Raw genomic sequence first — 23,057 nt, 5'->3', positions numbered from 1 at the left:
GTCGAGTACGTGCACCGCCGTCACTTCCGCACCCGTACCGGCGGGGCCACGCCGGGGGGCGGCTGTTGGGCGGTGTTGGCGAGGCCCGGCTACGCTGGGGCGTCGGCGCGTCAGCGGTAGCTGATAGTCGGCATAACAGACAAATAGTCCGGATAAGGGTGGTTTGCCGTGTCCTCATCCGCGAATTGCTCATCCCCGAGGGGTGGCGACCGAGGCCGTGGGAGGAATACTCTCGGTCGCGGCCCGCGTACTGATGAGGCGCCCGTCGGACGGGCGAGTGGAGGTGCTCGCGTGAGCCTGTCGATCGTGAAGTCGGTCCTGCCTGGTGGTGTCATTGAGATCGCCCCGCGGGGTGAGATCGACGTCGACACCGCGTACGAGGTGCGCGAGGCCATCGCCGAGGTCCTGACCAAGGGACGCCCCGGTCGGATCGAGCTGAACATGCGGCTCGTCACCTTCATCGACTCGGTCGGCATCAGCGCGATGGTCGCCGGCTTCCAGACTGCGGAGGTGAGCGGCGTCAAGCTCGTCGTCACCGAGCCGAGCCGCTTCGTGCACCGGCAGCTCTGGGTGACCGGCCTGCTCGGCCTCTTCGGCGCCCCCGAGCCCTACTACGCCGGCGCACCCACCCCCGAGGTCCTCCCCGGCGCCTGACCGGCCGCCGACCTGCCGTCGGCCGCGAGGGCGGAGGCGGGCCGCTCAGGCGTCGCCGAGGCCCGACAGGTCGACGTCCGCCACCTCGGTGACCGCGCGGATCGCCGTCACCGAGGCGTACCCCTCGGCCAGCAGCGCCAGGTCGGTGCCGGGCTGCACGGACTGCCCCGGCTCCTCCAGCGACGTGCGGACGAAGCCGTGCCCGGCCTCCGCCACCGTCATCTGCACCTGGCCGAAGGTGGCAAGCGTGCCCCGGCGCACGCCGCGCAGCCGGCCGTGCGGCAGGTCCGGCGCGTTGACGTTGAGCACGCTCTCCACCGGCCCGGCGGTGAGCCGGGGCAGCAGGTCCAGGGCGACCCGGGCGGCCGTCGGCCAGTGCCGCTCGGCGTCGCGTACCCGGGCGGCGGCGGCCACCGCGGCACCCCCGCTGGCGGCCGTGGCCTCCCCGGCCGAGAGCACGTCGAGCGAGACGGCCATCGCCCGGCAGCCGTTCGCGGCGGCGGTGAAGGCCGCACCCACCGTGCCCGAGTGCAGCACCGCGCGTCCCGCGTTCGCGCCCCGGTTGATGCCGGACAGCACCACCGCCGGCGGAGGCCCGAACGCGCCGTGCACGGCGATCAGCGCGATGAAACCGGGGGAGCCGCCGACCGCGAACGCCGGCACCCCCGGCACCTCCGGCAGCGGGTGCTCGTGGACCACCACCTGCCCGTCGCGCTCCACGGCGGTCATCGCGGCGCTGGTGCCGCTCGCCTCCTCCAGCGGCGCGGCGACGACCACGTCCAGGCCCCGGTCCGCCGCCGCCCGCGCCAGCGCCTGGATGCCGGGCGCGGCGATCCCGTCGTCGTTGGTGACAAGTACCCGCAGCGTCATCGCTCGGCCGCCCGTTCGGCCAGCTCGTCGGGGCTGGTCCGCTCCTGCGGCCGGCTGCCGGCCGGTACGAGACGCACCCGGTCGACCAGGCCGGCGATCGAGTCGAGCCGGCCGGTGCCCAGGCCGTGCCGGGTCACGTTCAGCGCGCCGGCCGCCGCGCCGGTACGGATCGCGGTGCGCACGTCACCGCCGCGCGCCACCACGGCCGCCACCCCGGCGGTCATCGAGTCGCCCGCCCCGCGCGGGTCGGCCGCCTCCAGCCGGGGCATCTCGACCTCGAAGACCTCGCCGTCGACCAGGGCGAGGGCGGGCTTGTCGGCCCGGCTCACCACCACGTTCTCCGCACCGCCGGCGTGCAGGTCGTACAGGGCCCGGGTGAGCTGCTCCTCGTCCTCGCCGTCGGCGCGGCCGTCGGCGATCAGCTCCTCGTGGCTGACCTTGAGGAAGAAGACGCCGCTGTCCAGCACGGCGTCGAGGTGCTCGCCGCAGAGGTCGACCACCACCCGGCTGCCGTTGGCCCCCAGGTCGGCGGCGAACCGCCGGTAGAGGTCGGCCGGGACCAGCGACGGCTCGTTCGGCCCGCTCAGCACGCTGACCGGGGCGCGCAGCCCCTCGCCGAGCGCCAGGTTGTAGAGCTCGTCCAGCTCGTGCCGGCTGAGCGGCTGGCCGGGGACGTCCACGATCTCCTGCCGGGAGCCCTCGCGCCGATCGTGCACGTACCCGCCGCTGCCGGAGTCGCGGACCACCACCTTCAGGTGCACGCCCTCGCTGACCAGCAGCGGCTCCAGCACCTGGCCGATCTCGCCGCCGAGGGCGGCGCAGAGCACCACGTCGACGCCGAGCGACATCACCATCCGGGCCTGCCAGACGCCCTGCCCGCCGGGGTGCAGGTGCAGCTCCGGCGCCTCGCTGGGCTGGTCGACGGTCACCGTCAGCCGGGGCGTGGGCGCGAAGACCATCACGTGCCCGCTCATCCGTCGTACCCGTTCATGCGCCCATCCTCCGTCGGTCGACACGTGCCGTGACCATCCATCAGCTGACCGTAGTGGGGTCGGCGGTCGGACGTCCGGACTCCGGGCGGGATCGGCGCGGCGTTGCCAGGGCGCCCGGCATGCGCGACGATCGGGCGACCACCGACCCTGGGGAGACGGCGTGCTCAGGCGAAGTTCCTTCAGCTACACCGTCCAGGCGCGCTGCTCCCTCGCGGAGGCCGCGGCGCTGCTCGCCGACCCCACCCGGCAGCAGGACCTGCACCCGCTGATCGTCCGGGTCCGCCGGGTGCCGCCCCGTCCTGGCGCGCGGGCCAGCTACGACATCACCGATCGACTGGCCGCCGGGCCGGTGCGCCTGCCGATCACCTGCCGGGCCGACGTCCTCGTCGACGATCCCGACGAGATCGTCACCGTGGCCCGGCAGTGGCCTGCCACCACGGTGCGCAACCACACCCGGTTGCGGGCGGAGCCCGACGGCGTGGTCCGCATCGAGGTCGAGATCACCCTCGCCGCGCCCGCGCCGCTCTTCGGCTACGCGTTCCGCCAGGCCCGCGCCGCCCACCTCGGGCTGGCCGCCCGCCTCGCCACGGCCCTCGACACGAGCCTGCCCGGGTCGTCGGCCGACTGACCGCCGGACGGCCCGGCCGCGGTGGCCGGGGGCGACGGACGCCGTCGCGCCCCGGTGACCCGCGACGGGCGGGGCACCGGGGCGCGGGCGTCAGTAGACCGACAGGTGCACGTGGTTGGTGTGGTCGCTGGACGGGTCGCCGTTGGCCCCGCTGTACGACTTCCAGCCGCTGCTGGGCAGCCAGATCTGCCTGTACCAGATCACGTAGAGCACGGCGAGCCGGTCGGCGTTGCGCACGAAGTACGCCGACAGGTTGTTGCCGTACGTCCGGTCGCCGCCGGTGGCGTCGCCGCCGAAGCCGCCCTTCTGGGCCGCGAAGTCGCAGGCCCGGCCCTTCGGGTGTTCGCCCGAGCCGCCGGGGCGGTAGCAGGAGACGTAGCGGGTGAAGCCCGCCGCCTTGGCCTGGTTGAGCGCGTGCAGGGTGCGCGGGGTGATGCAGCCGTTGGCGGGGGTCGGGTCGTTGACGCTGCACGACTCGCGCGGCCAGGAGCCGTCGGAGTTGCGCGGGGCCGCCTTCGCCGTCTTGCTGGAGGTGCCGCCCGGCGAGGTGCCCGCCCCCGTGGACTGCTGCCGCTGTTGCTGCTGCTCGCGGTTGGCGACCGTCAGCGCCCGCTCGGCCTGCTCCTTGCGCTTGGCCATCACGGTGACCTGCTTGCGCTGCTCCCGGATCTCGCCGTCCAGGGCGAGCTTGGTGCGGGTGGCCTGGTCCCGGGTCTCCTGGAGTTCGCGCAGGGCCCGGTCCTCCTTGGCGGCCACCGCGTCGAGGGCGGCGGCGCGGTCCATGAAGCCGTCCGGCGAGCTGCTGTTGAGCAGGGCGGACGCCACGCTGAGCCGGCCGGTGCGGTAGGCCGCGCCCGCGATCTCGCCGACCCTGGCGGTGTGCGCGGCCAACTCGACCTCGGTGGTCTTGAGCTGCGCGGCGAGCTGCTGCTGCCGCTTGGCCGACGTGTCCAGGGCGCGCTTGGCGTCGAGGTAGCCCTTGCTGGCGGCCTCCAACTGGGCCCGCAGGGCGGGGGTGCCGCCCTCCTCGTCCTGGCCGGGGGCCGCGGCGAGCAGGCCGGCCCGGGTGGCGGCCGCCGCCGGGGCGGCGGTGACCGGGGCCACCGCGGCGCCGAGGGCGAGCATCGTGGCGATCAGGGCCGCCGTCCGGGCGGCACGTCGTCGTACAGGTGCCATCACTGGCATACACGTGTCCTTCCGTCAGCCGCCGACCGGGTTAGCTGACGGGTTCGGGACGGAAGATCCCTACCGCTGACGCGGATGCACCCCACGGACATGGTTCCCCGGTTCGCCCCGCCGGGCGATTAGGCGGCGGCCACCGCCGGCACCGGTGGGTGCCGCCTGGCGGAGGCCGAAGCCGAGCCTACCGGTGCCGCTGTGACTGATGCAGCGCAGGTGACGCAGGGTGTACGTCCACTAACAGTCAAATCCGGCATAAGCGCACAATACTCTCCCAGATTTAAGGTTGTCCTCATTACCACTCAACCGACCCGCAGGCCCCGCGTGACGCTCCGGGCTCGATCTGCAACGTGGCGTGCTCGATGTGGAAGTCGTCGTGCAGCGCGGCCCGGGCGGCGCCCAGCACCGCGCCGACCTCCGCGCCGGGTGCCATGGTCAGGTGGGCCGAGGCCACCTCCATCCCGGAGGTCAGCGTCCAGACGTGCAGGTCATGCACCTCGGCGACGCCGGGCACGGCGGCCAGCCGGTCGTGCACCGCGGTCACCTGGAGGTGCTCCGGCGCGGCCTGCACCAGGATGCGCAGCGCGGCCCGCCCGAGCCGCCAGGTGCGCGGCAGGATGAGCACCCCGATCGCGACCGCCACCAGTGGATCCGCCCACCACCAGCCGGTGGTGGCGATCAGCAGCGCGGCCCCGATCACGCCGAGTGACCCCAGCAGGTCGCCGAGCACCTCCAGGTACGCGCCGTGGACGTTGATGCTCTCCTTCGCCCCGGAGCGCAGCAGCGCGAAGGCGCCGATGTTGGCGAGCAGGCCGAGCACGGCGACCACAAGCATCGGGCCGGCCAGCACCTCCGGCGGGTCGCCGAAGCGGCGCACCGCCTCGATCACGACGTAGACCGCGACGCCGGAGAGCAGGACGGCGTTGGCCAGTGCGGCCAGTACCTCCAGCCGGTAGAGCCCGAAGGTGCGCTGCGGGTCGGCGCCCGCCCGCCGGGTCGCGGCGATCGCCGCGAGCGCCATGCCGATGCCGAGCACGTCGGTGAACATGTGCCCGGCGTCGCTCAGCAGGGCCAGCGAGCCCGTGCGGAAGGCCGCCACCGCCTCCACCACCATGAGGCCGGCGAGCAGCCCGAACGCCGCCCAGAGCCGGCCCCGGTGGCGGTGCGCGGCATTCGCCACCGACCCGTGATGGTGGTCATGACCTGCGCCCACGCGCCCACCCTCCGTCAGGCGTCCGGATTCGCGTTCAATCTATGCTCACATCGCTATGTATGCAAGTAACGGCGGCTCAGCCGATCGGGTCGACGGTGGTCAGCCGCTGGGTGGCCCGGGACAGCGCCACGTAGAGCGTCCGCACCCCCGACCCCGGGTCGGCCCGGATCTCGCCCGGGGCGACGAGGACGACCCCGTCGTACTCCATGCCCTTGGCCTCCAGGCTGGTCACCACCTGCAAACGCGGCGCGCCGAGCCCGCCCAGCCAGCCGGCAACCTCGTCGCGGCGCGGCACCGGCATGATCACCCCGACCGTGCCCTCCACGTCGGCGAGCAGCGCGCCGGCCGCCGCCACCACCGCGGCCTCCAGCTCCGCCGGCGGCACCGACAGCGCGACCGGGTCGACGCCGGTGGAGCGCACCGCCCGGGGCAGCGGCAGGTCCGGGTGCAGCCGGCGGATCTCGGCCGCCGCCACCGCGAAGATCTCCGCCGAGTTGCGGTAGTTCGTGGTGAGGGTGAAGTGGTGCCGCTTGCGCCGGCCCAACGCCTGGTCCCGGGCCCGGTTCAGCTCCTCGGGCTCCCCCGTCCACGCCGTCTGCGCCGGATCGCCCACCACCGTCCACGAGGCCAGCCGGCCCCGCCGGCCGATCATGCGCCACTGCATCGGCGAGACGTCCTGCGACTCGTCGACCACCACGTGCGCGTACTCCCGGTAGTCGTCCGGGCGTTCCCGCGCCGCCTCGCGGGCGGCGCGCTGCCGGTCGGCGAAGGTGCTCAGCTCGCGGACCCCGCCGGCCAGCTGGAACGGGTCCCGCTTCGCCCGGGCGGGCTTCATCGGCTTGCCGAGCAGCGCGTCCAGCTCGTCGAGCAGCGCGATGTCGGCGATCGTCAGCCCGGCGGCGTCGAGGCTGCGGTACGCATCGGTCAGCAGCCGGATCTCGGCGCGGGAGAGGATCCCCTCGGCGTAGCGGTGCAGCCGGTCCGGACGGGCCAGCCAGCCCAGCACGTGCCGGGGGTGCAGCCGGGGCCACCACGCCTTCAGGAACTCCCGGAACTCCGGCCGCTCGGCGATCTCGTCCTCGAACGCGCGCTGCTCGGGCAGCCGGCCCACGCCCAGCCTGCGGGCCTGCGCCCACAGCGCCGCGAAGACCCCGTCGAAGCCGGCCCGGCGCACCTCGTTGCGGCGGGCGCCCCGGGGCATCGCCCGGTCCCGGATGCCGTCCAGCTCGCGGCGCTCCAGCCGGAGCAGCTCGCCCCGGTAGAGCAGGCGCAGCTCGGTCGGGCCGCCCGGCACCGCGTCCCGGACCGCCCGCTCCAGCACCCGCCGCATCCGCAGCGAGCCCTTCACCGCCGCCACCGCCGGCGGATCGGTGCGGGTGGCGGTCAGGCCCACGAAGAGCGTGCCCAGCGAGTGCAGGGTGGCGGTGTCCTCGCCGAGCGAGGGCAGCACCGAGGCGATGTACTCGACGAAGACCGAGGACGGGCCCACCACCAGGATGCCTCCGCCGGCGAACCGGCTGCGGTCGGAATAGAGCAGGTACGCGGCCCGGTGCAGGGCGACGGCCGTCTTCCCGGTGCCCGGGCCGCCGGACACGATCGTCACGCCCGAGCCGGGGGAGCGGATGGCCTCGTCCTGCTCCCGCTGGATGGTGGCGACGATGTCCCGCATCCCCCGGCCGGTGGCCTTCGACAGCGTGGCCAGCAGCGCGCCGTCGCCGACCACCGCCATGTCGGCGGGCGCGGCGACGGGATCGAGCAGGTCGTCCTCGATCCGGGTGACCCGCTCGGCGGAGGACTGGATCGTGCGCCGCCGCACCACGCCCAGCGGCTGCGCGGGGGTGGCCTGGTAGAAGGCGGCGGCGGCCGGGGCCCGCCAGTCGACCACCAGCGTGGACGCGTCGTCGTCGCGGATGCCGAGCCGCCCGACGTGCAGCACCTGCCGGTCGAGCAGGTCCAGCCGGCCGAAGACCAGGCCCTCGTGCTCGGCGTCCAGCATGTGCCGCCGCCGTGCGGCGTGGAACACCATCGCGTCCCGTTCGACCAGCGCCCCGAAGTTGCCCACCCGGGCGAGCCGGTAGCCCTCCTTCTCGGCGCTGACCGCCGACCGGCGCAGCTCGGCCAGTCGGGCGTACACCCGGTCGAGATGCCGCTGCTCGACGGCGATCTCCTGTTCCAGGGTGGTCTGGTCGGTCACCGCTCGCTCCTCCTGACGTCGGCGGCGGGCGGCGCGAACCGTGCGAACCGTGCCAGGCCAACCGCAAGAGGGTACGGCCCGCACGCAACCAGCGGCGCCACCGGTGCGGGAAAGGAACCCGCGTCACGCCCGCAGGGACCGCGTCGCGCTCCCCGCCGGGCCCGGTGCAGTCCGCGTCGCGCTCCCCGCCGGGCCCGGTCCAGCCCGTGTGGCGCTCTCCGTCGGGTCCGGTTCAGTCCGCGCGGGCGGCGGCGGTGGCGCCCGCCCCGGGGGCGGTGAGCACGCGACGGAGCACGCCGCCGAGCGCCGCGTTGACCTCGTCGGGGCGTTCCATCATCAGCATGTGCCCGGCACCCGGGCAGACGGTCAGCTCGGTCGCCGGCAGCGCGCCGGCGATCGACTCGGCGCAGGGCGGCGGGGTGAGCCGGTCCCGGTCGCCGACCAGGGCGGCGGCCGGCAGGTGGGCCAGCGCGGCGAGGGTGTCCAGCCGGTGCTGCGCCCCGATGGACGCGCGGAACCCGCCGATCGAGCGGAGGGTGGCGCGGGCCACTGCCGAGGTGACCAGCCGGATGTCGTGCGGGTCGCAGCGGTCGCCGAAGAGCATCCAGCGGATGCTGGGGCGCAGCGCGCGCAGCAGCGCCCGGGGCGGTCGCCAGGCCCCGCACCGGGCCAGCACGCCGGCCCCCGTGGTCTCGGCGAGCCGGATCAGCCGGGCGATCCGGGGCGAGAGGCCGTACGCCGTGTGCGTGTGGCCCTCGGCGGTGGTGGAGACGAAGACCAGCCCGGCCGTCCGGGCGGCGAAGTGCGCGGGGTGGCGGTGCGCGTACTCCATGATCGTCATGCCGCCCATCGAGTGGCCCACCAGCACGACACGACCGGCCGGGGCCACCTCGTCCAGCACCGCGGCGAGGTCGTCGCCGAGCTGGGCCACGGTGGCGGTGGGCAGCGCCATGCAGCTCGACCGGCCGTGGCCGCGGGCGTCGTAGGTCACCACCCGCACCGCGTCGCCGAAGCGTTGCCGCAGGTCGGCGAGCTGCCGGTGCCAGGCCCGCCCGTCCAGCGTCCAGCCGTGCAGCAGCACGACGGTGACCTCGGCGTCGGCCGGTCCAATCGCCTCGACGTGCAGGCGTACGTCGTCGGGAAGACGCACCTCGACGTGCTCCGGCATCGTCACCTCCCCAGGGCCGCACGGAACCGCAACACCGGGGATACCCGGTGGTAACACCGGCTACCCGTCATGAGACCACGGCAACCATGTCGGTGAGAAGGTTCGCAACCCGCTCCGAACGGCCGGCGGGCCCGCCAAGCTGGGGGCATGGGGTCGCCCCGGGCCGCGCTGGCCGAGCTGCTCGCCGGCAACCGCCGCTTCGTCAGCGGCCAGCCGGTGCACGGCCACGACGTCACCGCCGCCGCTGCGGCCTCGGGCGACCAGCAGCCGTACGCGGTCCTGCTCGGCTGCATCGACTCGCGGGTGCCCCTGGAGGCGATCTTCGACCAGACCTTCGGCTCGATCTGCGTGATCCGCACCGGTGGGCACGTACTGGACCGGGCGGTGCTCGGCTCCATCGAGTACGTGGTCGGTGAGCTGGGCGTGCCGCTGGTGATGGTGCTCGGGCACGAGCGGTGCGGCGCGGTGGCCTCCGCCGTGGACGCGTTGCGTGGTGGGCGGTCGCCGGGCGGCGCGCTGGCCCACCTCGTCGACCAGATCGCCCCGGCGGTGACCGAGGTGGGCGTCGACGATCCCCGGGTGCACCCGATGGCGGTCCGCCGGCACGTGCTCCGCACGGTCGCCGCCCTGCGCGCCGACGACCGGCTCGCCGTCCCGGTCGCCGCCGGCCGGCTTACGGTGGCCGGCGCCCTCTACGACCTGACGACCGGCGAGGTCACCCTGCTGGAGCCGTAAAAAAACCTCCCCTCCCCGTTGATCATGAAGTTGTTGTCGCGACACGCCGGGGCGGAGCGCAACAACTTCATGATCAACGGGGAGGTGGGGGCGGGAATGCGCGAACCGCCCGCCGGGGGTCCCGGCAGGCGGTTCGGGTGTCGCGTGGGTGGGGGAGGGTCAGCCCTCGAAGACGCCGGCCTCGACGAGGCGCTTCTCGGTGGCGTCCCAGCCGTCACCCGGGTGGGTGGTGTTGAGGTTGTTGATCTCGGCGCGGATCTTCGCGGCGTGGCCGGCGGCGGCCAGCACCCGGATCTCCTCGACGAAGGCGTCGGAGTCGGTGCGCAGGTGCGCGGTCTTGCCGTTGGTCAGGTTCCGCACGTAGGCGTGCTTGCCGCCGTTGAGCGGGATGAGGTACTTGAACTCGCCCAGCACGCTGAGGGCGCCACCCTGGCCAGCCTGGCCGGCCCGGACTGACGCGCGCGCGGTCTTAGAGGTGTTGCTCGCCACGGAGGTACTCCTTGCAAGACGTACGGGAGGACGGAACGTCCGGGGGCTGTGCGGACGACACCCTGGTGGGTGGGCCCGCGGAAGATGTGCGCGGCACAGGCCGCCGATGGAACTGTACACGACCGCGGTCCCTGGCTGGTCATCGCGTCGTGAGGGGTCAACCGGGGTGCTCGTCCGACTATTCCGACCCGCGAATTTTCCGATTCCCTGGCGCATCATCCGTCACACCAGTCATCATGTGTTCCAGCAACCACTCGGGTGGTCGAGGTCGTAGGGGAAGACGCACCTCGCTCTCCGGGAGGTCACCGTGCCAACGCGTGGCGTCGTATACGTCCATTCGACCCCGCTCGCCGTGTGCTCACACGTCGAGTGGGCGATCGCGCGCGTCCTCGCCGCGCCGGTCAACCTGCAGTGGACGGCTCAGCCCGTCGACCCCGGCGCACGCCGGGCCGAGTGCGGGTGGACCGGTCGCCCGGGGACGGGCGCCGAGCTGGCTGCTGCCCTCCGGCAGTGGCCCATGATCCGTTTCGAGGTCACCGAGGAACCAAGCCCCGGCGCCGACGGCGAGCGCTTCATGTACGTGCCCGGACGGGGCCTGTTCCGGGCGAGCGTCGGCGCGGCCGGCGACATCCAGCTCGGCGAGGACCGCCTGCGCAGCATCATGGCGGGCGCGCGGGCGCCCGAGGCCCTCGCCCACGCCCTCGACAAGGCGCTCGGCACGGCGTGGGACGCCGAGCTGGAGCCCTACCGGTACGCCGGCGACGGCGCGCCGGTGACCCTGCTCACCCGCGTCGGCTGACGCCGGGGCCCGGACCGGGGCCGACTCATCCTGACGGGTGAAGGTCAAGTTGCCCCGATAAGGGGTGAACTGGTGGGATGGGCCGCGTGTCGACTACCCCGCGACGTGCCGGCGTCGCGCTCGCCGCCCTGACCGCACTGCTCGTCTCCGGGTGCTCCGGGTCGGCGGACCGCCGCCCCGACCCGGCCCCGACGAGCGCTGCCGCCCCGACGGCCGCCCCGACACCCGCCGCGAGCGTCCCCGGCACCGACCCCGCCGCCCGCGCCGCCGCCCTCGTGGCCTCGCTCGCCGACGAGGACCTCGTCGGCCAGGTGCTGATGCCGTACGCCTACGGCGACGCGGCCACCCGGGTCTCGCCCGGCTCGGCGGCTGGCAACCAGGCGCTGGCCGGGGTGGACACCCCCGCCCAGATGGTCGAGAAGTACCGGCTCGGCGGGCTGATCCTGGTCGGCTTCAGCGCCGACGACCCGACCAAGGGCAACCAGGAGACGACAAACGTCGACAACCCGAAGCAGGTACGCGCGCTCACCGACGGCCTGCGCGCGGCCGCCGGTCGGCTGCCCGCCGGGCCGGCGCCCTTCCTGATCGGCACCGACCAGGAGCACGGGGTGGTCACCCGGATCACCGACGGCGTGACCCTGCTGCCCAGCGCCCTCGCCGCCGGCGCCGCCGGACGACCGGAGCTGACCGAGGCCGCCTGGCGGGCGGCCGGCACCGAGCTCGCCGCGATGGGGATCAACCTCGACTTCGCCCCCGTCGCCGACGTGCTCGCCACCCGCAGCACCGTGATCGGCTCCCGGTCGTACGGTGCGGACCCGAAGGTGACGGCGGGGCAGGTCGCGGGCGCGGTCCGGGGCCTGCAGGCCGCGGGCGTCGCGGCCACCGTCAAGCACTTCCCGGGGCACGGGCACAGCGCCGCCGACTCCCACGAGGGACTGCCGGTGCTCGACCAGCCCCGCCGGACGCTGGAGACCGGGGCGTGGCCGCCCTTCTCCGCCGCCATCGACGCGGGCACGATGGCCGTGATGTCCGCCCACCTCGACGCGCGGTCGGTGGACCCGGGCACCGCGGCGACCTTCTCGCACAAGCTGCTCACCGACGTGCTCCGCGGCCAGCTCGGCTTCCGGGGCGTGGTGATCACCGACGGGATGAACATGCCGCCGGCCAAGCGCTGGTCGCCGGGCGAGGCCGCCGTGCGCGCGCTGAAGGCGGGCAACGACCTCATCCTCATGCCGCCGAACGTCCGCCAGGCGTACGACGGGTTGCTCGCCGCGCTCCGCGACAAGTCGCTGCCCCGGACCCGCCTCGTCGAGGCCGCGACCCGGGTGCTGACGATGAAGTTCAAGCTGGCCGACCGGCCCACGCCCGAGCTGTCCACGCTGGCCGGCCCGGCGCACCGCAAGGCGGCGGAGGACCTGGCCGCGGCGGCGGTGACGGTGCTGCGGGGCGCCTGCGGCGGCGGCGTACGGGGGCCGGTGACCGTGACCGCCTCCGGCGGGCGCGAGCACACGCGGGCGGCCCTGACCGAGGCGCTCAAGGCGGCCGGGGTGAAGGTGGTGGCCGGCGGCGGCACGGTGGTGCACCTCGTCGGGTACGGCGACGGCGCCGGCGACCTGCGCGCCGACGCCGCCGTCACGGTCGCCATGGACACCCCGTACGTGCTGGCGAAGGCCAAGTCGCCCACCCTCCTGGCAACCTACTCCTCCAGCCGGGTGTCGATGACCGCCCTCGCCGGGGTGCTGGCCGGCAAGACCCGACCGGGCGGCCGGTCCCCGGTGCCGGTGACCGGCCTGCCCGCCACGACCTGCGGCGCCTGAGCCGCGTCAGTCCCGGTTGATCCGGGCCGACTGCTTGACCAGCTGGTACGCAGGAAGCAGCTCCACGGGGTCCGAGGTGTCCAGGCTCAGCACGATCGGACCGTAGAGGGAGGAGATCGCGATGGCCCGGTCGTGGACCGTGCCGCCGTCCTCCTTGGGGTAGCTCGCCTCGACGGCGTCGACGGTGCCGGCCTTCACCCGCCGGTACTCCGCGTCCGCGGCCTCCGGCGCGTAGGCGTCGAGGAAGTACTTCAGGTGCTCCTGTGCGCCGCCGGCGACCCCGTCGACCCGCCACACCCGCAGGAACCCGGTGGAGCCGGTCGGCCGGGCGTCGAGCTCGCACAGCATGAGGGCCTTGCCGAGGCGGGGCTCGCCGAACTTCGCCGAACCCTTCACCGCCTCGACCTTCCACCTCGCCGGCACCGAGAAGGTGACCGGCAGCTCGCAGGGCGTGCCCTTGCCGCCCACCGTGGTCCCCGCGGGAGCCGCCACCACCTCGTCGTGCCAGGGCGGGCCGGGGGTCACCGGGGAGGCGGTGACGCTCGGCGAGGCCGACGGGGAGCCACCGGCCGATGGTTCCTCCTTCCCGTCGGCGCAGCCGCCGGTCAGTCCGATGGTGAACGCCGCGAGCACGGCGGCGCGGGTACGACGTTGCATGGTGTCCATTCCCCGTTGACGACGAGAGCCGGCTCATCAAAGCGGCGCGGGGCGGCGGCGTCAATCCGGTCGAGCCGGCAGCCGTGCGGCAGGGCGGCGGCCGGCCACGGCAAACCCGGTGTCGCCGCGTCCGCCGATGGGCGATGCTCGACTCATGGCTGACACCGTGCGGGCGTGGCGCAGCCCGTCCCTGGCCCGGGCCATCGGTGAGATCGAGGCGGAACTCGACCTGGCCTGGGCGCGCCTGCTCGGCGAGTGGGAGGTCGCCCGCGGTTCGCCAGCGGAGACGGCGTTGGGCTGGCTCGTCGTCGATGATCCCGCAGAGCATGACTGGCGCGTCGTCGATGCCGCCCTCGATCGGCTGACGTGCCCGCAGTGCCGGTCCACGCTGACGAGAGGACCGGCTACCTGCCAGCGGTGCGCCTACCACCACGAGGCGCGCTTCGCCGCCCGGGAGGTGGACCGGCCGAACGTGCCGCCCGGAAACGAGCACGCCATCCGCGTCAGCTTCGCCGTCGCCCGCAGCCGCACGCGGTACAGCGCGCGGGCGAGGGTCGGCTACGAACTGGTCCTGCCCTCACTCGTCGCCGGTGACCTGCCCACCACCGCGCAGGCCCAAGCAGGCAAGGCGTTGATCAACAGACTGACACCCGAGGAGTGCGACCAGGTCGCGACGTTCGCAGAGGTCGAAGAACGTGCACGTACCCGCCCGCGCGCTGCCGCCCGGGAAGGGCCGAACCGGTAACCCGTTCGCGGTCGACCGCCGAGCATGGCACCCTGTGCGCCCATGGGGACAGCAGAGGGTTTCGCGTACGTCGAGCGGCCGGACGGCACGGTGGTGATCAGCCACCACGGCCGGGCGGCGGGCACCCTGCGCGGCGGCCGGGCGGCGGAGTTCCTCGCCGAGGTCGACGGCGACCCGCAGCTCGTGATGGCCCGGTGGACCGGCAACTACCGCCGGGGCAACGAGCGGACCGCCCGCCAGCACCCCCGCAACCGGGGCTGAACGACGCGTGGGGCCCGCGCTCGTGCTGAGCGCGGGCCCTTGCGGTGGTACGCGGCCCCGGCGCGGCCGTCACGCGGTGGCGGCACGGGTGCCGTGGAAGGCTTACAGCGGGATGTTGCCGTGCGCGCCCCGGGCCGCCGGGGCGGCGGCGAGGGCTTCGGCGATGCGGCGGCGGGTCTCGGCCGGGGTGATCACGTCGTCGACGACGCCGATCTCGAGGGCCCGGTTGACGCCACCGGCGATGCGGGTCTGCTCCTCGACGAGCTGCGCGCGCAGCGCCTCGCGCTCCTCGGCCGGGGCGGCGGCGAGCTTCTTGCGGTGCAGGATGTTGACGGCGGCGCCGGCGCCCATCACCGCGACCTCCGCGTTGGGCCAGGCGAACACCGCGGTGGCGCCCAGGGAGCGGGAGTTCATCGCGATGTACGCCCCGCCGTAGGCCTTGCGGGTGACCAGGGTGACCCGGGGCACGACGGCCTCGGCGAAGGCGTGCAGGAGCTTCGCGCCCCGGCGGACGACGCCGTCCCACTCCTGGCCCAGGCCGGGCAGGTAGCCGGGGACGTCGACCAGGACGATCAGCGGCACGCCGAGGGAGTCGCACATGCGCACGAACCGGGCGGCCTTCTCGGCGCTGGAGGCGTCCAGGCAGCCGCCCAGGCGCAGCGGGTTGTTCGCGATGACCCCGACGGTACGCCCGGCGAAGCGACCCAGGGTGGTCACCACGTTCGGCGCCCACTTGGCGTGCAGCTCCACCCCGGGGGCGTCCAGCAGCGCCTTCACCACCGGCTTGACGTCGTAGGCCCGGTTCGTCTCGACCGGCATCTTCGCCGTCAGGTCGTGTCCCCCCTCGTCCTGGGCGGCCACGTCGTCGGGCGACAGGCGCCCCTGCCGGCCGAGCAGCGCGGCGAGCTTGCGCGTCTCGGCCAGCGCCGTCTCGTCGTCGGCGCAGGTCACGTGGACCACCCCGGAGCGGCGGCCGTGCGGCTCGGGCCCACCGAGGCGGGCCATGTCGACCTGTTCGCCGGTGACGCTGCGGACCACCTCCGGGCCGGTCACGAAGATCCGGCCCGCGCCGCTCATCACCACGATGTCGGTCAGCGCCGGCCCGTACGCGGCGCCACCGGCCGCCGGGCCCAGCACCGTGGAGATCTGCGGCACCCGCCCCGAGGCCCGCACCATCGCCGCGAACACCTGACCCACCGCGTCCAGGGCGACCACGCCCTCGGCCAACCGCGCACCACCCGAGTGCCACAACCCGACCACCGGCACCCGCTCCCGTACCGCGGTGTCGATCGCGTCCACGACGTGCCGGCACCCCTCGGTGCCCATCGCCCCGCCCATCCGCGTCGCGTCCGTGGCGTACGCGACGACCGGCGAACCCTCGACCTCACCCCGCGCCCACAGCACACCCGAGGTGTCCCGCGGCACCGACAGCCGCAACGAACCCGCGTCGAACAACGCCCGGAGCCGAACCTCCGGATCCCGATGGTCCGCGACGGACGATGCGTCCACGCCAACGGCGGTGGTGGTCACGTGAGCCTCCATGGCTGTGGTCTCAGGCCCGCGTGAAGACGAGAGCCACGTTGTGCCCGCCGAAGCCGAACGAGTTGTTCAGCGCGGCGGGGATGTCCATGTGGCGCGCCTCGTTGGCGGCCACGTCCAGGCTGAGCCCGTCGTCGGGGTCCTCCAGGTTGATCGTCGGCGGTACGACGCTGTCGCGGATCGCCAGGATGGTGGCGATCGACTCCAGCGCGCCCGCCGCGCCCAGCAGGTGACCGGACATCGACTTGGTCGAGGTCAGCACCGGGTGGTCACCCAGCGCCGCGCGCAGCGCGGTGATCTCCGCGACGTCCCCGACCGGGGTCGACGTGGCGTGCGCGTTGACGTGCACGATGTCCGCCCTGGCGACGCCCGCGTCCGCGATCGCCTTCGCGATCGCCCGGATCGCGCCCTCGCCCTCCGGGTGCGGCTGGACGATGTCGTAGCCGTCGGAGGTGAGTCCGGCGCCGGCCAGCCGGGCGTAGACCCGGGCGCCCCGGGCGGCGGCGTGCTCCGCCCGCTCCAGCACCACGATGCCCGCGCCCTCACCCAGCACGAAGCCGTCGCGGCCCTTGTCCCACGGCCGGGAGGCCCGCTCCGGCTCGTCGTTGCGGGTCGACATCGCCCGCATCGAACTGAACCCGGCGATCGGCAGCTGGTGGATGACCGCCTCGGTGCCGCCGGCGACCACCACGTCGGCCCGGCCGGCACGGATCATGTCCATGCCGAGCGCGATCGCCTCGGCGCCGGTCGCGCAGGCGCTGGCCACCGAGTGCACCCCGGCCTTCGCGCCCAGCTCCAGCCCCACCCAGGCGGCGGGGCCGTTCGGCATCAGCATCGGGATCGTGTGCGGGGAGACCCGCCGCGGGCCGGACGCCTCCAGGATGTCGTCCTGGGCGAGCAGCGTCAGCGCGCCGCCGATGCCGGAGCCGACGCTGACGCCCAGCCGCTCCGGGTCCAGCCCGGAGTCGGCCAGGCCGGAGTCCGCCCAGGCCTGCTGCGCCGCGATGATCGCGATCGCCTCGGAACGGTCGAGCCGGCGGAGCTTGACCCGGTCGATCAGGCCGGTCGGCTCGACCGCGAGCCGGGCGGCGATCCGCACCGGCAGTTGCTCGGCCCACTCCTGGGTGAGCGGACCCACCCCGGAGCGGCCGGCGAGCATGGCGTCCCAGGTCGACGCGACGTCCCCGCCCAGCGGGGTGGTCGCGCCGAGCCCGGTGACGACGACGTCGGTGTGAGCCATGATCAGGACTGCGCCTCGATGTAGCTGACGGCGTCCCCGACGGTCTTCAGGTTCTGCACCTCGTTGTCCGGGATCTTGACGCCGAACTTCTCCTCGGCCGCCACCACGACCTCCACCATGGAGAGCGAGTCGACGTCCAGGTCGTCGGTGAAGGACTTCCCCTCGGCCACGTCGTCCGGGTTCACCCCGGCAACCTCTTCGAGGATCTCGGCGAGGCCGGCGGTGATCTCGTCACGGGTCATTGCGGTTGGTTCCTCTCATCGTGGATCATTCGACGGCCGACGACGCCGGCCGTCACTCCCCGGCACAGCGGCCGGAGGGGCTTTCAGGGGCAGCGGACGACCTGACCGGCGTAGGTCAGGCCACCGCCGAAGCCGAAGAGCAGCACCGGGGCGCCGGAGGGCACCTCCCGCCGCTCGACCAGCTTGGACAGGGCCAGCGGCACGCTCGCCGCCGAGGTGTTGCCGGACTCGACGATGTCCCTGGCGATGATCGCGTTCGGGATGCCGAGCCGCTTCGCGATGCCGTCGATGATCCGGGCGTTGGCCTGGTGCGGCACGAAGGCCGCCAACTCCGACGGGTCGACCCCGGCGCGCTCGCACGCCTGCCGGGCCAGCGGCGCCAGCTCCGTGGTGGCCCAGCGGAAGACCGACTGCCCCTCCTGCTGGATGGACGGGCGCCAGCCCTCGATGCGTACCGCGTCGCCCTTCTCCGGCACCGAGCCCCAGACCACCGGGCCGACGCCGGCGGGCTCGCCCTCGCCGACGGCCGACACCACGGCGGCCCCGGCGCCGTCGGCGAAGATGATGCAGGTGGAGCGGTCCGTCCAGTCGACGATGTCGGACAGCTTCTCCGCGCCGATGACCAGGGCGTTGCGCGAGGCGCCGGCCCGGATGGCGTGGTCCACGGTGCCCAGCGCGTACGCGAAGCCGGAGCAGGCCGTGTTGAGGTCGAACGCCCCGGGCGCGGTGATGCCGAGCTTGGCGGCGACCCGGCAGGCCACGTTCGGGCTGCGGTCGGCGGAGCTGCACGTCGCCACCACGACCAGGTCGATGTCGGCGGCGGTGAGCCCGGAGTTGGCCAGCGCCTTGCCGGCGGCGGCGGCGGCCATGTCGGCGACCGTCTCGCCGTCGGCGATCCGCCGGGTGACGATGCCGACCCGGTCCCGGATCCACTCGTCGCTGGTCTCGACCAACTGGGCGATGTCGTCGTTGGTGACCACGCGGGAGGGCTGGTAGTGCCCCAGCGCGACGATCCGACTGCCGGTCATCAGGGCTGTCCTTCCGTTCGCGACTGCGGGACTCGCAGGACCGGCTCATTCCTCGCGCTCACTGGGCCGCTTGTCGTTCGCGACTGCGGGACTCGCAGGACCGGCTCATTCCTCGCGCTCACACGTGACCTCCGATGCGGACGAGCGGTTGGCCCGGCGCGACCGGGTCGTCGTGGTGGGCGAGCCACTCGGTGAGCACGCCGCTGCCGTGCGCGGTCACCTCGACCGGGCCCTGCCGGGTGGCCACGTGGCCGACGACCTGGCCGGCGCGGAGCGTGTCGCCCTCGGTGAGCTCCCGTGCCGGCTCGAAGGTGCCGGCCGACGGGGCCACCACCACGCGGAAGTGCATGGTCGGCTCGTGGCCCGGCGCCATGCCGTGCCGGGCGATCAGGTCCCGGGCGGCGGGCAGGTCGTCGGGGGTGTTGAGGGTGACCACCTCGGGGGCCCCGGCCCCCTTCAGCTCCCGCTTCACCAGGCCCGCGAGGGTGCCGGCCGGGGGCAGCTCGATCACGCCGGTCACCCCGAGGTCGGCCAGGGTACGCATGCAGAGGTCCCAGCGCACCGGCGCGGTGACCTGGCGGACCAGGCGCTGCACCATGTCGCGCCCGTGGTTGACCGCGGCCCCGTCGAGGTTCGACAGCAGGATCCGGGCCGGGTCGCTCGGGGTGATCCCGGCGGCCACGGCGGCCAGCGCCGTCTCGGCGGGGGCCATGTACGGCGTGTGGAAGGCGCCGGCCACCTTCAGGCGGATCACCCGGGCCTTCGCCGGTGGCTCGGCGGCGAGCTTCTCCAGCCCCTCGACGGAGCCGGCGGCGACGAACTGGCCGGCGCCGTTGCGGTTGGCCGGGTGCAGCCCGTGCCCGACGATCGAGGCGAGCACCTCCTCGGGGTCCCCGCCCAGCACGGCGGCCATCCCGGTCGGCTCCAGGGCGCAGGCCGCGGCCATCTCCCGCCCGCGTACGCCGGCCAGGGTGATCGCCGCCTCGGCCGGGAGCACCCCGGCGAGCGCCGCCGCGCCCAGCTCGCCGACGCTGTGACCGACGGTGAGCGTGACGTCGTACATCGGCAGGTGCTCGGCGGCCAGCAGCGCGGCGGCGACCAGCAGCGGCTGGGTCCGCGCGGTGTCCCTGATCTCGTCCGCGTCGGCGGCGGTGCCGAGGTGCACCAGGTCGACCCCGGCCAGCGCCGACCACCAGCGCAGACGTGCTTCGGCGCCGGTGAGGTCCAGCCAGGGAGTCAGGAAGCCGGGTTTCTGGGAACCCTGGCCGGGCGAGAGTACGGCGAGCACCCCTATGACTCTCCCGGATACGCGCGGGTAGCGCTGTGCCGCCCCCGACCAAACCGCACTAGAACCTTTGGAGGGTTCCTACAAAAATCGGCGGCGATCATCACCTGTGTGTGATGTTTTACCGGTATTCGGGATTATTGTCTGGGTTGGTACCACCGGGACCACCGGGTCGAGCCGGCCGACGGTGAGGGCCACCTGGAGCGCGAAGGCGTCCCGCGCCGCGAGCGGCGAGAAACCGGTGACGTCGGAGATCCGCCGCAGCCGGTAGCGCACCGTGTTCGGGTGCACGAAGAGGGAGCGCGCGGCGCTCTCCAGGGTGCCGCCGGCCGCGAAGAAGGCGTCGAGGGTCTCCAGCAGTTCCCCGCCGGCCCGCACCAGCGCGGCGTAGACGTCGTGCCGCAGCCTCCGGCGCGCCTCCGCGTCCCCGGCCAGCGCCCGCTCCGGCAGCAGGTCGTCCGCCGGCACCGGCCGGGGCGCGGTCGGCCAGGCCGGTGCGGCCCGGAAGCCGGCCAGCGCGGCGCGCGCCGACTCGGTCGCCTCGTCCAGGCTCGGCACGGCCGGACCGACCACCACCGGCCCGTCCCCGAAGGCGCCGAGCAGCTTGCCGGTGGCCGCGACCGGGTCGGCGGCGCCGCCGAGCACGATGACCAGCCGGTCGCCGTGCACCCCGCCGATCACCTCCGTGCCGATGCGCCGGGCCTGCCGGTGGACGGTGTGCAGCACGGCGGAGACCTCCCCGCCGGGGGAGCGGCCGACCGCCACCGCCACCGGCGGGGCGTCCGCCCAGCCGAGCGCCGCCGCCCGGCTCGCCAGCACGTCCGGGGAGTCGCCCCGCAGCAGCGCGTCCACCAGCAACGCCTGCAACCGCGCGTCCCAGGAACCGCGCGACTCGGCGGCCCGGGCGTACACCCGGGCGGCGGCGAAGGCGATCTCCCGGGAGAACCGCAGCACCGCCTCGCGCAACTGCTGTTCCTCGCCCTTCGCCGCCAGGTGCGAGACCTGCTCCTCGACGACGTCGATCATCACCTTCACCAGCGCGACGGTCTGCTGGAGGCTGATCGAGCGGGCGAGCGCCTGCGGCGCGGTGGCGAAGACCTCGTCCGAGACCTCCTGGGTGCTGTCCGCCGTGCCGCCGCCGTCGCGCAGCCACTGCACCAGCGACCGGGCGCCGGCCTGGGCCACCAGCATCACCCAGGAGCGGTGGTCGGGCGGCAGGTCGCGGAACCAGGGCAGCGCCTCGTCCATCCGGGCCACGCTGGCGCTGGCCAGCGCCCCCGCCGCCCGCTCGATCCGGCGCAGCGTGGCCGACAGTTCCGTCCCGCCCGGCTCGCTCACCGCCCCAGCCTGACACGCCCCGACCTGCGCCTCCGCCCCGGGCGGCCTGCCTGCCGTGGCCCCGGGCGGGCCGCCCGTCGTGGTGACGGGGGCCCATAGCCGTCAGGCCGGCGGCGGGACCGGCAGCCCCAGCTCCTGGGCCAGGATGGCGGCCTGCACCCGGCTGCGCAGGTCCAGCTTGGCGAGGATCCGGCTGACGTGGGTCTTGGTGGTGCTCTCGGCCATCGCCAACCGGTCGGCGACCTGCTGGTTGGACAGGCCGAGCCCGAGACAGGCCAGCACGTCGCGCTCCCGGGGGGTCAGCGCGTCCACCGCCTGCCGGGTGGCGGCGGAGCTGGTGGGGGCGGTCGCCGCGAACTCGGTGATCAGGCGGCGGGTGACCGCCGGGGCGATGAACCCCTCGCCCCGGGCGACCGTCCGCACCGCCGCCACCAGCCCCGCCGCGTCGATGTCCTTGAGGACGAAGCCCGCCGCGCCGGCCCGCAGCGCCCCGAAGACGTACTCGTCGACGTCGAAGGTGGTGAGCACGAGCACGTCGGCGAGCCGGTCGGCGGCGATCTCCCGGGTGGCCGAGATGCCGTCCAGCCGGGGCATCCGCACGTCCAGCACCGCGACGTCCGGGCGCAGCTCCCGGCACAGCCGGACCGCCTCGGCGCCGTCCTCGGCCTCGCCCACCACCTCGACGCCGGCCGCCCCGGCCAGGATCAGCGCCAGCCCGGCCCGCACGGCCGGCTGGTCGTCGGCGAGCAGCACCCGGATCACCTCGGCCATGCCACGCCCCGTCCCCTCACGGCGCCACCTCCGTCGGCAGCTCCACCCGTACCCGCCAGCGGCCCCCCGCCGGGCCGGCGGCGAACCGGCCGTTCAGCAGCGCCGCCCGCTCCCGCATTCCGATCAGGCCGGCGCCCGCGCCGGTCAGCGTGCCCCGGCCGGCGCCGACCGGGTTCTCCACGCCCACCACCACCCCCGCCGGCTCGTACGCGACCAGCAGGTCGGCCTCGCCGGCGCCGTGCTTGAGCGCGTTGGTCAGCGACTCCTGCACGATCCGGTACGCGGCCAGGTCCACCCCGACCGGCAGCGCGCGGGGCTCGCCGCGCCGGGTCGCCCGGACGGTCAGCCCGGCGGCGCGGACCCGGTCCACGAGAGCGTCGACCTCGCTGAGCCGCGCCCGGGTCGTCTCGTCGGTGGCGTCGAGGGCCGCCCCGCCCTCCGCCGGTTCCCGCAGCAGGCCGATCATCTGCCGCATCTCGCCCAGCCCCTGCACGCTGCTCTCCCGGATCACCCGCAGCGCCGACTCGACCTGCGACCGCTCGAGCCCGGGCACGGAGAGCGCGGCCGTGGCGTGGATGGCCACCGCGCTCAGGTGGTTGGCGATCACGTCGTGCAGCTCCCGGGCCATCCGGGCCCGCTCCGCGCCGACGGCCTGCCGGCGGTCCAGCTCCACCAACCGGGCCGTCTGCTCGGCCCGGGCCCGTTCGGCGACCGCCTGGTCCCGGTACTGCCGCACGCTGATCCCGGTGAGCACCGGCAGCACCCCGGCCAGCACCACGGGCGCCCCGATGCCCACGCCCCGCCAGTCGCCCCTCAGCAGCACCCCCACCGCCGTGCCGAGGACGCTCAACCCGATCGTGACCTGGAGCAGCCGGCGCCAGGTCCGGGCCGAGCCGAACACGCACGCGTCGTAGAGCACCTGGGTGTAGACGAGGACGGTGGCCAGCGAGCCGCCCATCGCGAGGTCGGCCAGCACCGCCACCGTGCCGAGCGCCAGGCTGGCCCGGGTGGCGACCCGGCGCAGGCCCACCGCCGTGCAGACCACCGCCAGCGGCAGCAGGAACAGCGGTTCCGGCAGGTCCGGGTGCCAGGACAGTTGCGGCTGCGTGCCCAGCCCGTACAGGACCACCCCGCCCACCAGCGAGGCGCAGGCCAGCACGACGTCCCGCCCGCCCGTCCCGGCCCCCACCCACCCCGCCGCCCTCACCCCCCG

The 23,057-nt window shown here is 74.6% G+C and carries 23 protein-coding genes and 1 riboswitch; of the genes, 7 read left to right on the top strand and 16 right to left on the bottom strand.

Annotation, left to right across the window (positions count from 1 at the left end):
- Window positions 1-291 precede the first annotated feature (291 nt).
- Window positions 292-654 carry an STAS domain-containing protein gene (locus ACGFNF_RS01810; protein WP_088998998.1) on the top strand — a complete coding sequence of 121 codons (363 nt, stop codon included), beginning with the start codon at window positions 292-294 and terminating at the stop codon, window positions 652-654.
- Between the two features lie 45 nt (window positions 655-699).
- On the opposite strand, the gene surE is transcribed toward ACGFNF_RS01810, so the two are convergent.
- Both surE and ACGFNF_RS01800 read right to left on the bottom strand, forming a co-directional pair.
- Window positions 700-1,524: a 5'/3'-nucleotidase SurE gene (surE, locus tag ACGFNF_RS01805; protein WP_357579458.1), complete on the bottom strand. Its 825-nt coding sequence runs from the start codon at window positions 1,522-1,524 to the stop codon at window positions 700-702.
- A complete protein-coding gene (locus ACGFNF_RS01800; protein ID WP_393165092.1) occupies window positions 1,521-2,498 on the bottom strand; it encodes a 1-phosphofructokinase family hexose kinase in 978 nt (325 codons plus the stop codon). Before ACGFNF_RS01800 ends, surE begins: the two co-directional genes overlap by 4 nt.
- Before the next feature lie 178 nt (window positions 2,499-2,676).
- On the opposite strand from ACGFNF_RS01800, the gene ACGFNF_RS01795 reads away from it, so the two are divergent.
- On the top strand, window positions 2,677-3,144 hold the full coding sequence (locus tag ACGFNF_RS01795) for an SRPBCC family protein (RefSeq protein ID WP_357579456.1): 468 nt from the start codon (window positions 2,677-2,679) through the stop codon (window positions 3,142-3,144).
- 90 nt (window positions 3,145-3,234) lie between these two features.
- On the opposite strand, the gene ACGFNF_RS01790 is transcribed toward ACGFNF_RS01795, so the two are convergent.
- From ACGFNF_RS01790 to ACGFNF_RS01775, 4 genes are all read right to left on the bottom strand, one after another.
- Window positions 3,235-4,320, bottom strand: a complete 1,086-nt coding sequence (locus ACGFNF_RS01790) for a hypothetical protein (protein WP_357579477.1) — start codon at window positions 4,318-4,320, stop codon at window positions 3,235-3,237.
- Window positions 4,321-4,333: 13 nt separating this feature from the next.
- Window positions 4,334-4,465, bottom strand: a riboswitch (cyclic di-AMP (ydaO/yuaA leader).
- Window positions 4,466-4,618: 153 nt separating this feature from the next.
- Entirely contained in the window at window positions 4,619-5,536 is a 918-nt protein-coding gene (locus tag ACGFNF_RS01785) for a cation diffusion facilitator family transporter (RefSeq protein WP_357579455.1), read from the bottom strand.
- Window positions 5,537-5,612: 76 nt separating this feature from the next.
- Entirely contained in the window at window positions 5,613-7,730 is a 2,118-nt protein-coding gene (locus tag ACGFNF_RS01780; protein ID WP_393165089.1) for a HelD family protein, read from the bottom strand.
- 232 nt (window positions 7,731-7,962) lie between these two features.
- A complete protein-coding gene (locus ACGFNF_RS01775; RefSeq protein ID WP_357579453.1) occupies window positions 7,963-8,898 on the bottom strand; it encodes an alpha/beta hydrolase in 936 nt (311 codons plus the stop codon).
- 147 nt (window positions 8,899-9,045) lie between these two features.
- Here ACGFNF_RS01775 and ACGFNF_RS01770 point away from each other — a divergent pair, with 147 nt between their 5' ends.
- On the top strand, window positions 9,046-9,633 hold the full coding sequence (locus ACGFNF_RS01770; RefSeq protein ID WP_393165087.1) for a carbonic anhydrase: 588 nt from the start codon (window positions 9,046-9,048) through the stop codon (window positions 9,631-9,633).
- A 159-nt stretch (window positions 9,634-9,792) separates the two neighbouring features.
- On the opposite strand, the gene ACGFNF_RS01765 is transcribed toward ACGFNF_RS01770, so the two are convergent.
- Window positions 9,793-10,122, bottom strand: a complete 330-nt coding sequence (locus ACGFNF_RS01765; RefSeq protein ID WP_358116338.1) for a hypothetical protein — start codon at window positions 10,120-10,122, stop codon at window positions 9,793-9,795.
- A 307-nt stretch (window positions 10,123-10,429) separates the two neighbouring features.
- Between ACGFNF_RS01765 and ACGFNF_RS01760 the strand changes: the two genes are divergently transcribed.
- Window positions 10,430-10,921 carry a DUF3145 domain-containing protein gene (locus ACGFNF_RS01760; protein WP_121400330.1) on the top strand — a complete coding sequence of 164 codons (492 nt, stop codon included), beginning with the start codon at window positions 10,430-10,432 and terminating at the stop codon, window positions 10,919-10,921.
- A gap of 77 nt (window positions 10,922-10,998) precedes the next feature.
- Window positions 10,999-12,738, top strand: coding sequence for a glycoside hydrolase family 3 protein (locus ACGFNF_RS01755; RefSeq protein WP_393165085.1), 1,740 nt, complete (start codon window positions 10,999-11,001; stop codon window positions 12,736-12,738).
- A 6-nt stretch (window positions 12,739-12,744) separates the two neighbouring features.
- Here the strand turns inward: ACGFNF_RS01755 and ACGFNF_RS01750 are convergent, their stop codons facing one another.
- Entirely contained in the window at window positions 12,745-13,395 is a 651-nt protein-coding gene (locus ACGFNF_RS01750; RefSeq protein WP_393165083.1) for a lipoprotein, read from the bottom strand.
- 154 nt (window positions 13,396-13,549) lie between these two features.
- Between ACGFNF_RS01750 and ACGFNF_RS01745 the strand changes: the two genes are divergently transcribed.
- The gene (locus tag ACGFNF_RS01745; protein ID WP_393165081.1) at window positions 13,550-14,140 is read left to right on the top strand and encodes a hypothetical protein; all 591 of its coding nucleotides are present in this window, start codon (window positions 13,550-13,552) and stop codon (window positions 14,138-14,140) included.
- A gap of 42 nt (window positions 14,141-14,182) precedes the next feature.
- Window positions 14,183-14,401 (top strand): hypothetical protein, encoded by a 219-nt coding sequence (locus ACGFNF_RS01740; protein ID WP_393165079.1) that lies wholly within the window; start codon window positions 14,183-14,185, stop codon window positions 14,399-14,401.
- 102 nt (window positions 14,402-14,503) lie between these two features.
- Here ACGFNF_RS01740 and ACGFNF_RS01735 read toward each other — a convergent pair whose 3' ends face one another.
- From ACGFNF_RS01735 to ACGFNF_RS01700, 8 genes are all read right to left on the bottom strand, one after another.
- Window positions 14,504-15,943 carry an acyl-CoA carboxylase subunit beta gene (locus ACGFNF_RS01735; protein WP_393165077.1) on the bottom strand — a complete coding sequence of 480 codons (1,440 nt, stop codon included), beginning with the start codon at window positions 15,941-15,943 and terminating at the stop codon, window positions 14,504-14,506.
- Between the two features lie 10 nt (window positions 15,944-15,953).
- On the bottom strand, window positions 15,954-17,180 hold the full coding sequence (gene fabF, locus ACGFNF_RS01730; RefSeq protein WP_357579447.1) for a beta-ketoacyl-ACP synthase II: 1,227 nt from the start codon (window positions 17,178-17,180) through the stop codon (window positions 15,954-15,956).
- A 2-nt stretch (window positions 17,181-17,182) separates the two neighbouring features.
- Window positions 17,183-17,422, bottom strand: a complete 240-nt coding sequence (locus ACGFNF_RS01725; RefSeq protein ID WP_007072348.1) for an acyl carrier protein — start codon at window positions 17,420-17,422, stop codon at window positions 17,183-17,185.
- A gap of 83 nt (window positions 17,423-17,505) precedes the next feature.
- Window positions 17,506-18,450, bottom strand: coding sequence for a beta-ketoacyl-ACP synthase III (locus ACGFNF_RS01720; protein ID WP_311411918.1), 945 nt, complete (start codon window positions 18,448-18,450; stop codon window positions 17,506-17,508).
- Between the two features lie 118 nt (window positions 18,451-18,568).
- A complete protein-coding gene (locus ACGFNF_RS01715; protein WP_393165074.1) occupies window positions 18,569-19,738 on the bottom strand; it encodes an acyltransferase domain-containing protein in 1,170 nt (389 codons plus the stop codon).
- 78 nt (window positions 19,739-19,816) lie between these two features.
- Window positions 19,817-21,073, bottom strand: coding sequence for a helix-turn-helix domain-containing protein (locus tag ACGFNF_RS01710; RefSeq protein ID WP_357579445.1), 1,257 nt, complete (start codon window positions 21,071-21,073; stop codon window positions 19,817-19,819).
- Between the two features lie 102 nt (window positions 21,074-21,175).
- Window positions 21,176-21,844, bottom strand: coding sequence for a response regulator transcription factor (locus ACGFNF_RS01705; RefSeq protein ID WP_357579444.1), 669 nt, complete (start codon window positions 21,842-21,844; stop codon window positions 21,176-21,178).
- A 16-nt stretch (window positions 21,845-21,860) separates the two neighbouring features.
- The gene (locus ACGFNF_RS01700; RefSeq protein WP_393165072.1) at window positions 21,861-23,051 is read right to left on the bottom strand and encodes a sensor histidine kinase; all 1,191 of its coding nucleotides are present in this window, start codon (window positions 23,049-23,051) and stop codon (window positions 21,861-21,863) included.
- Window positions 23,052-23,057: the final 6 nt, after the last annotated feature.

The sequence above is a fragment of the Micromonospora sp. NPDC048868 genome (genome assembly GCF_043198195.1).
Lineage (GTDB): Bacteria > Actinomycetota > Actinomycetes > Mycobacteriales > Micromonosporaceae > Micromonospora > Micromonospora reichwaldensis.
Note: the sequence above shows the minus strand (reverse complement) of the source record. Positions and strands in the feature narration are given on the sequence as shown.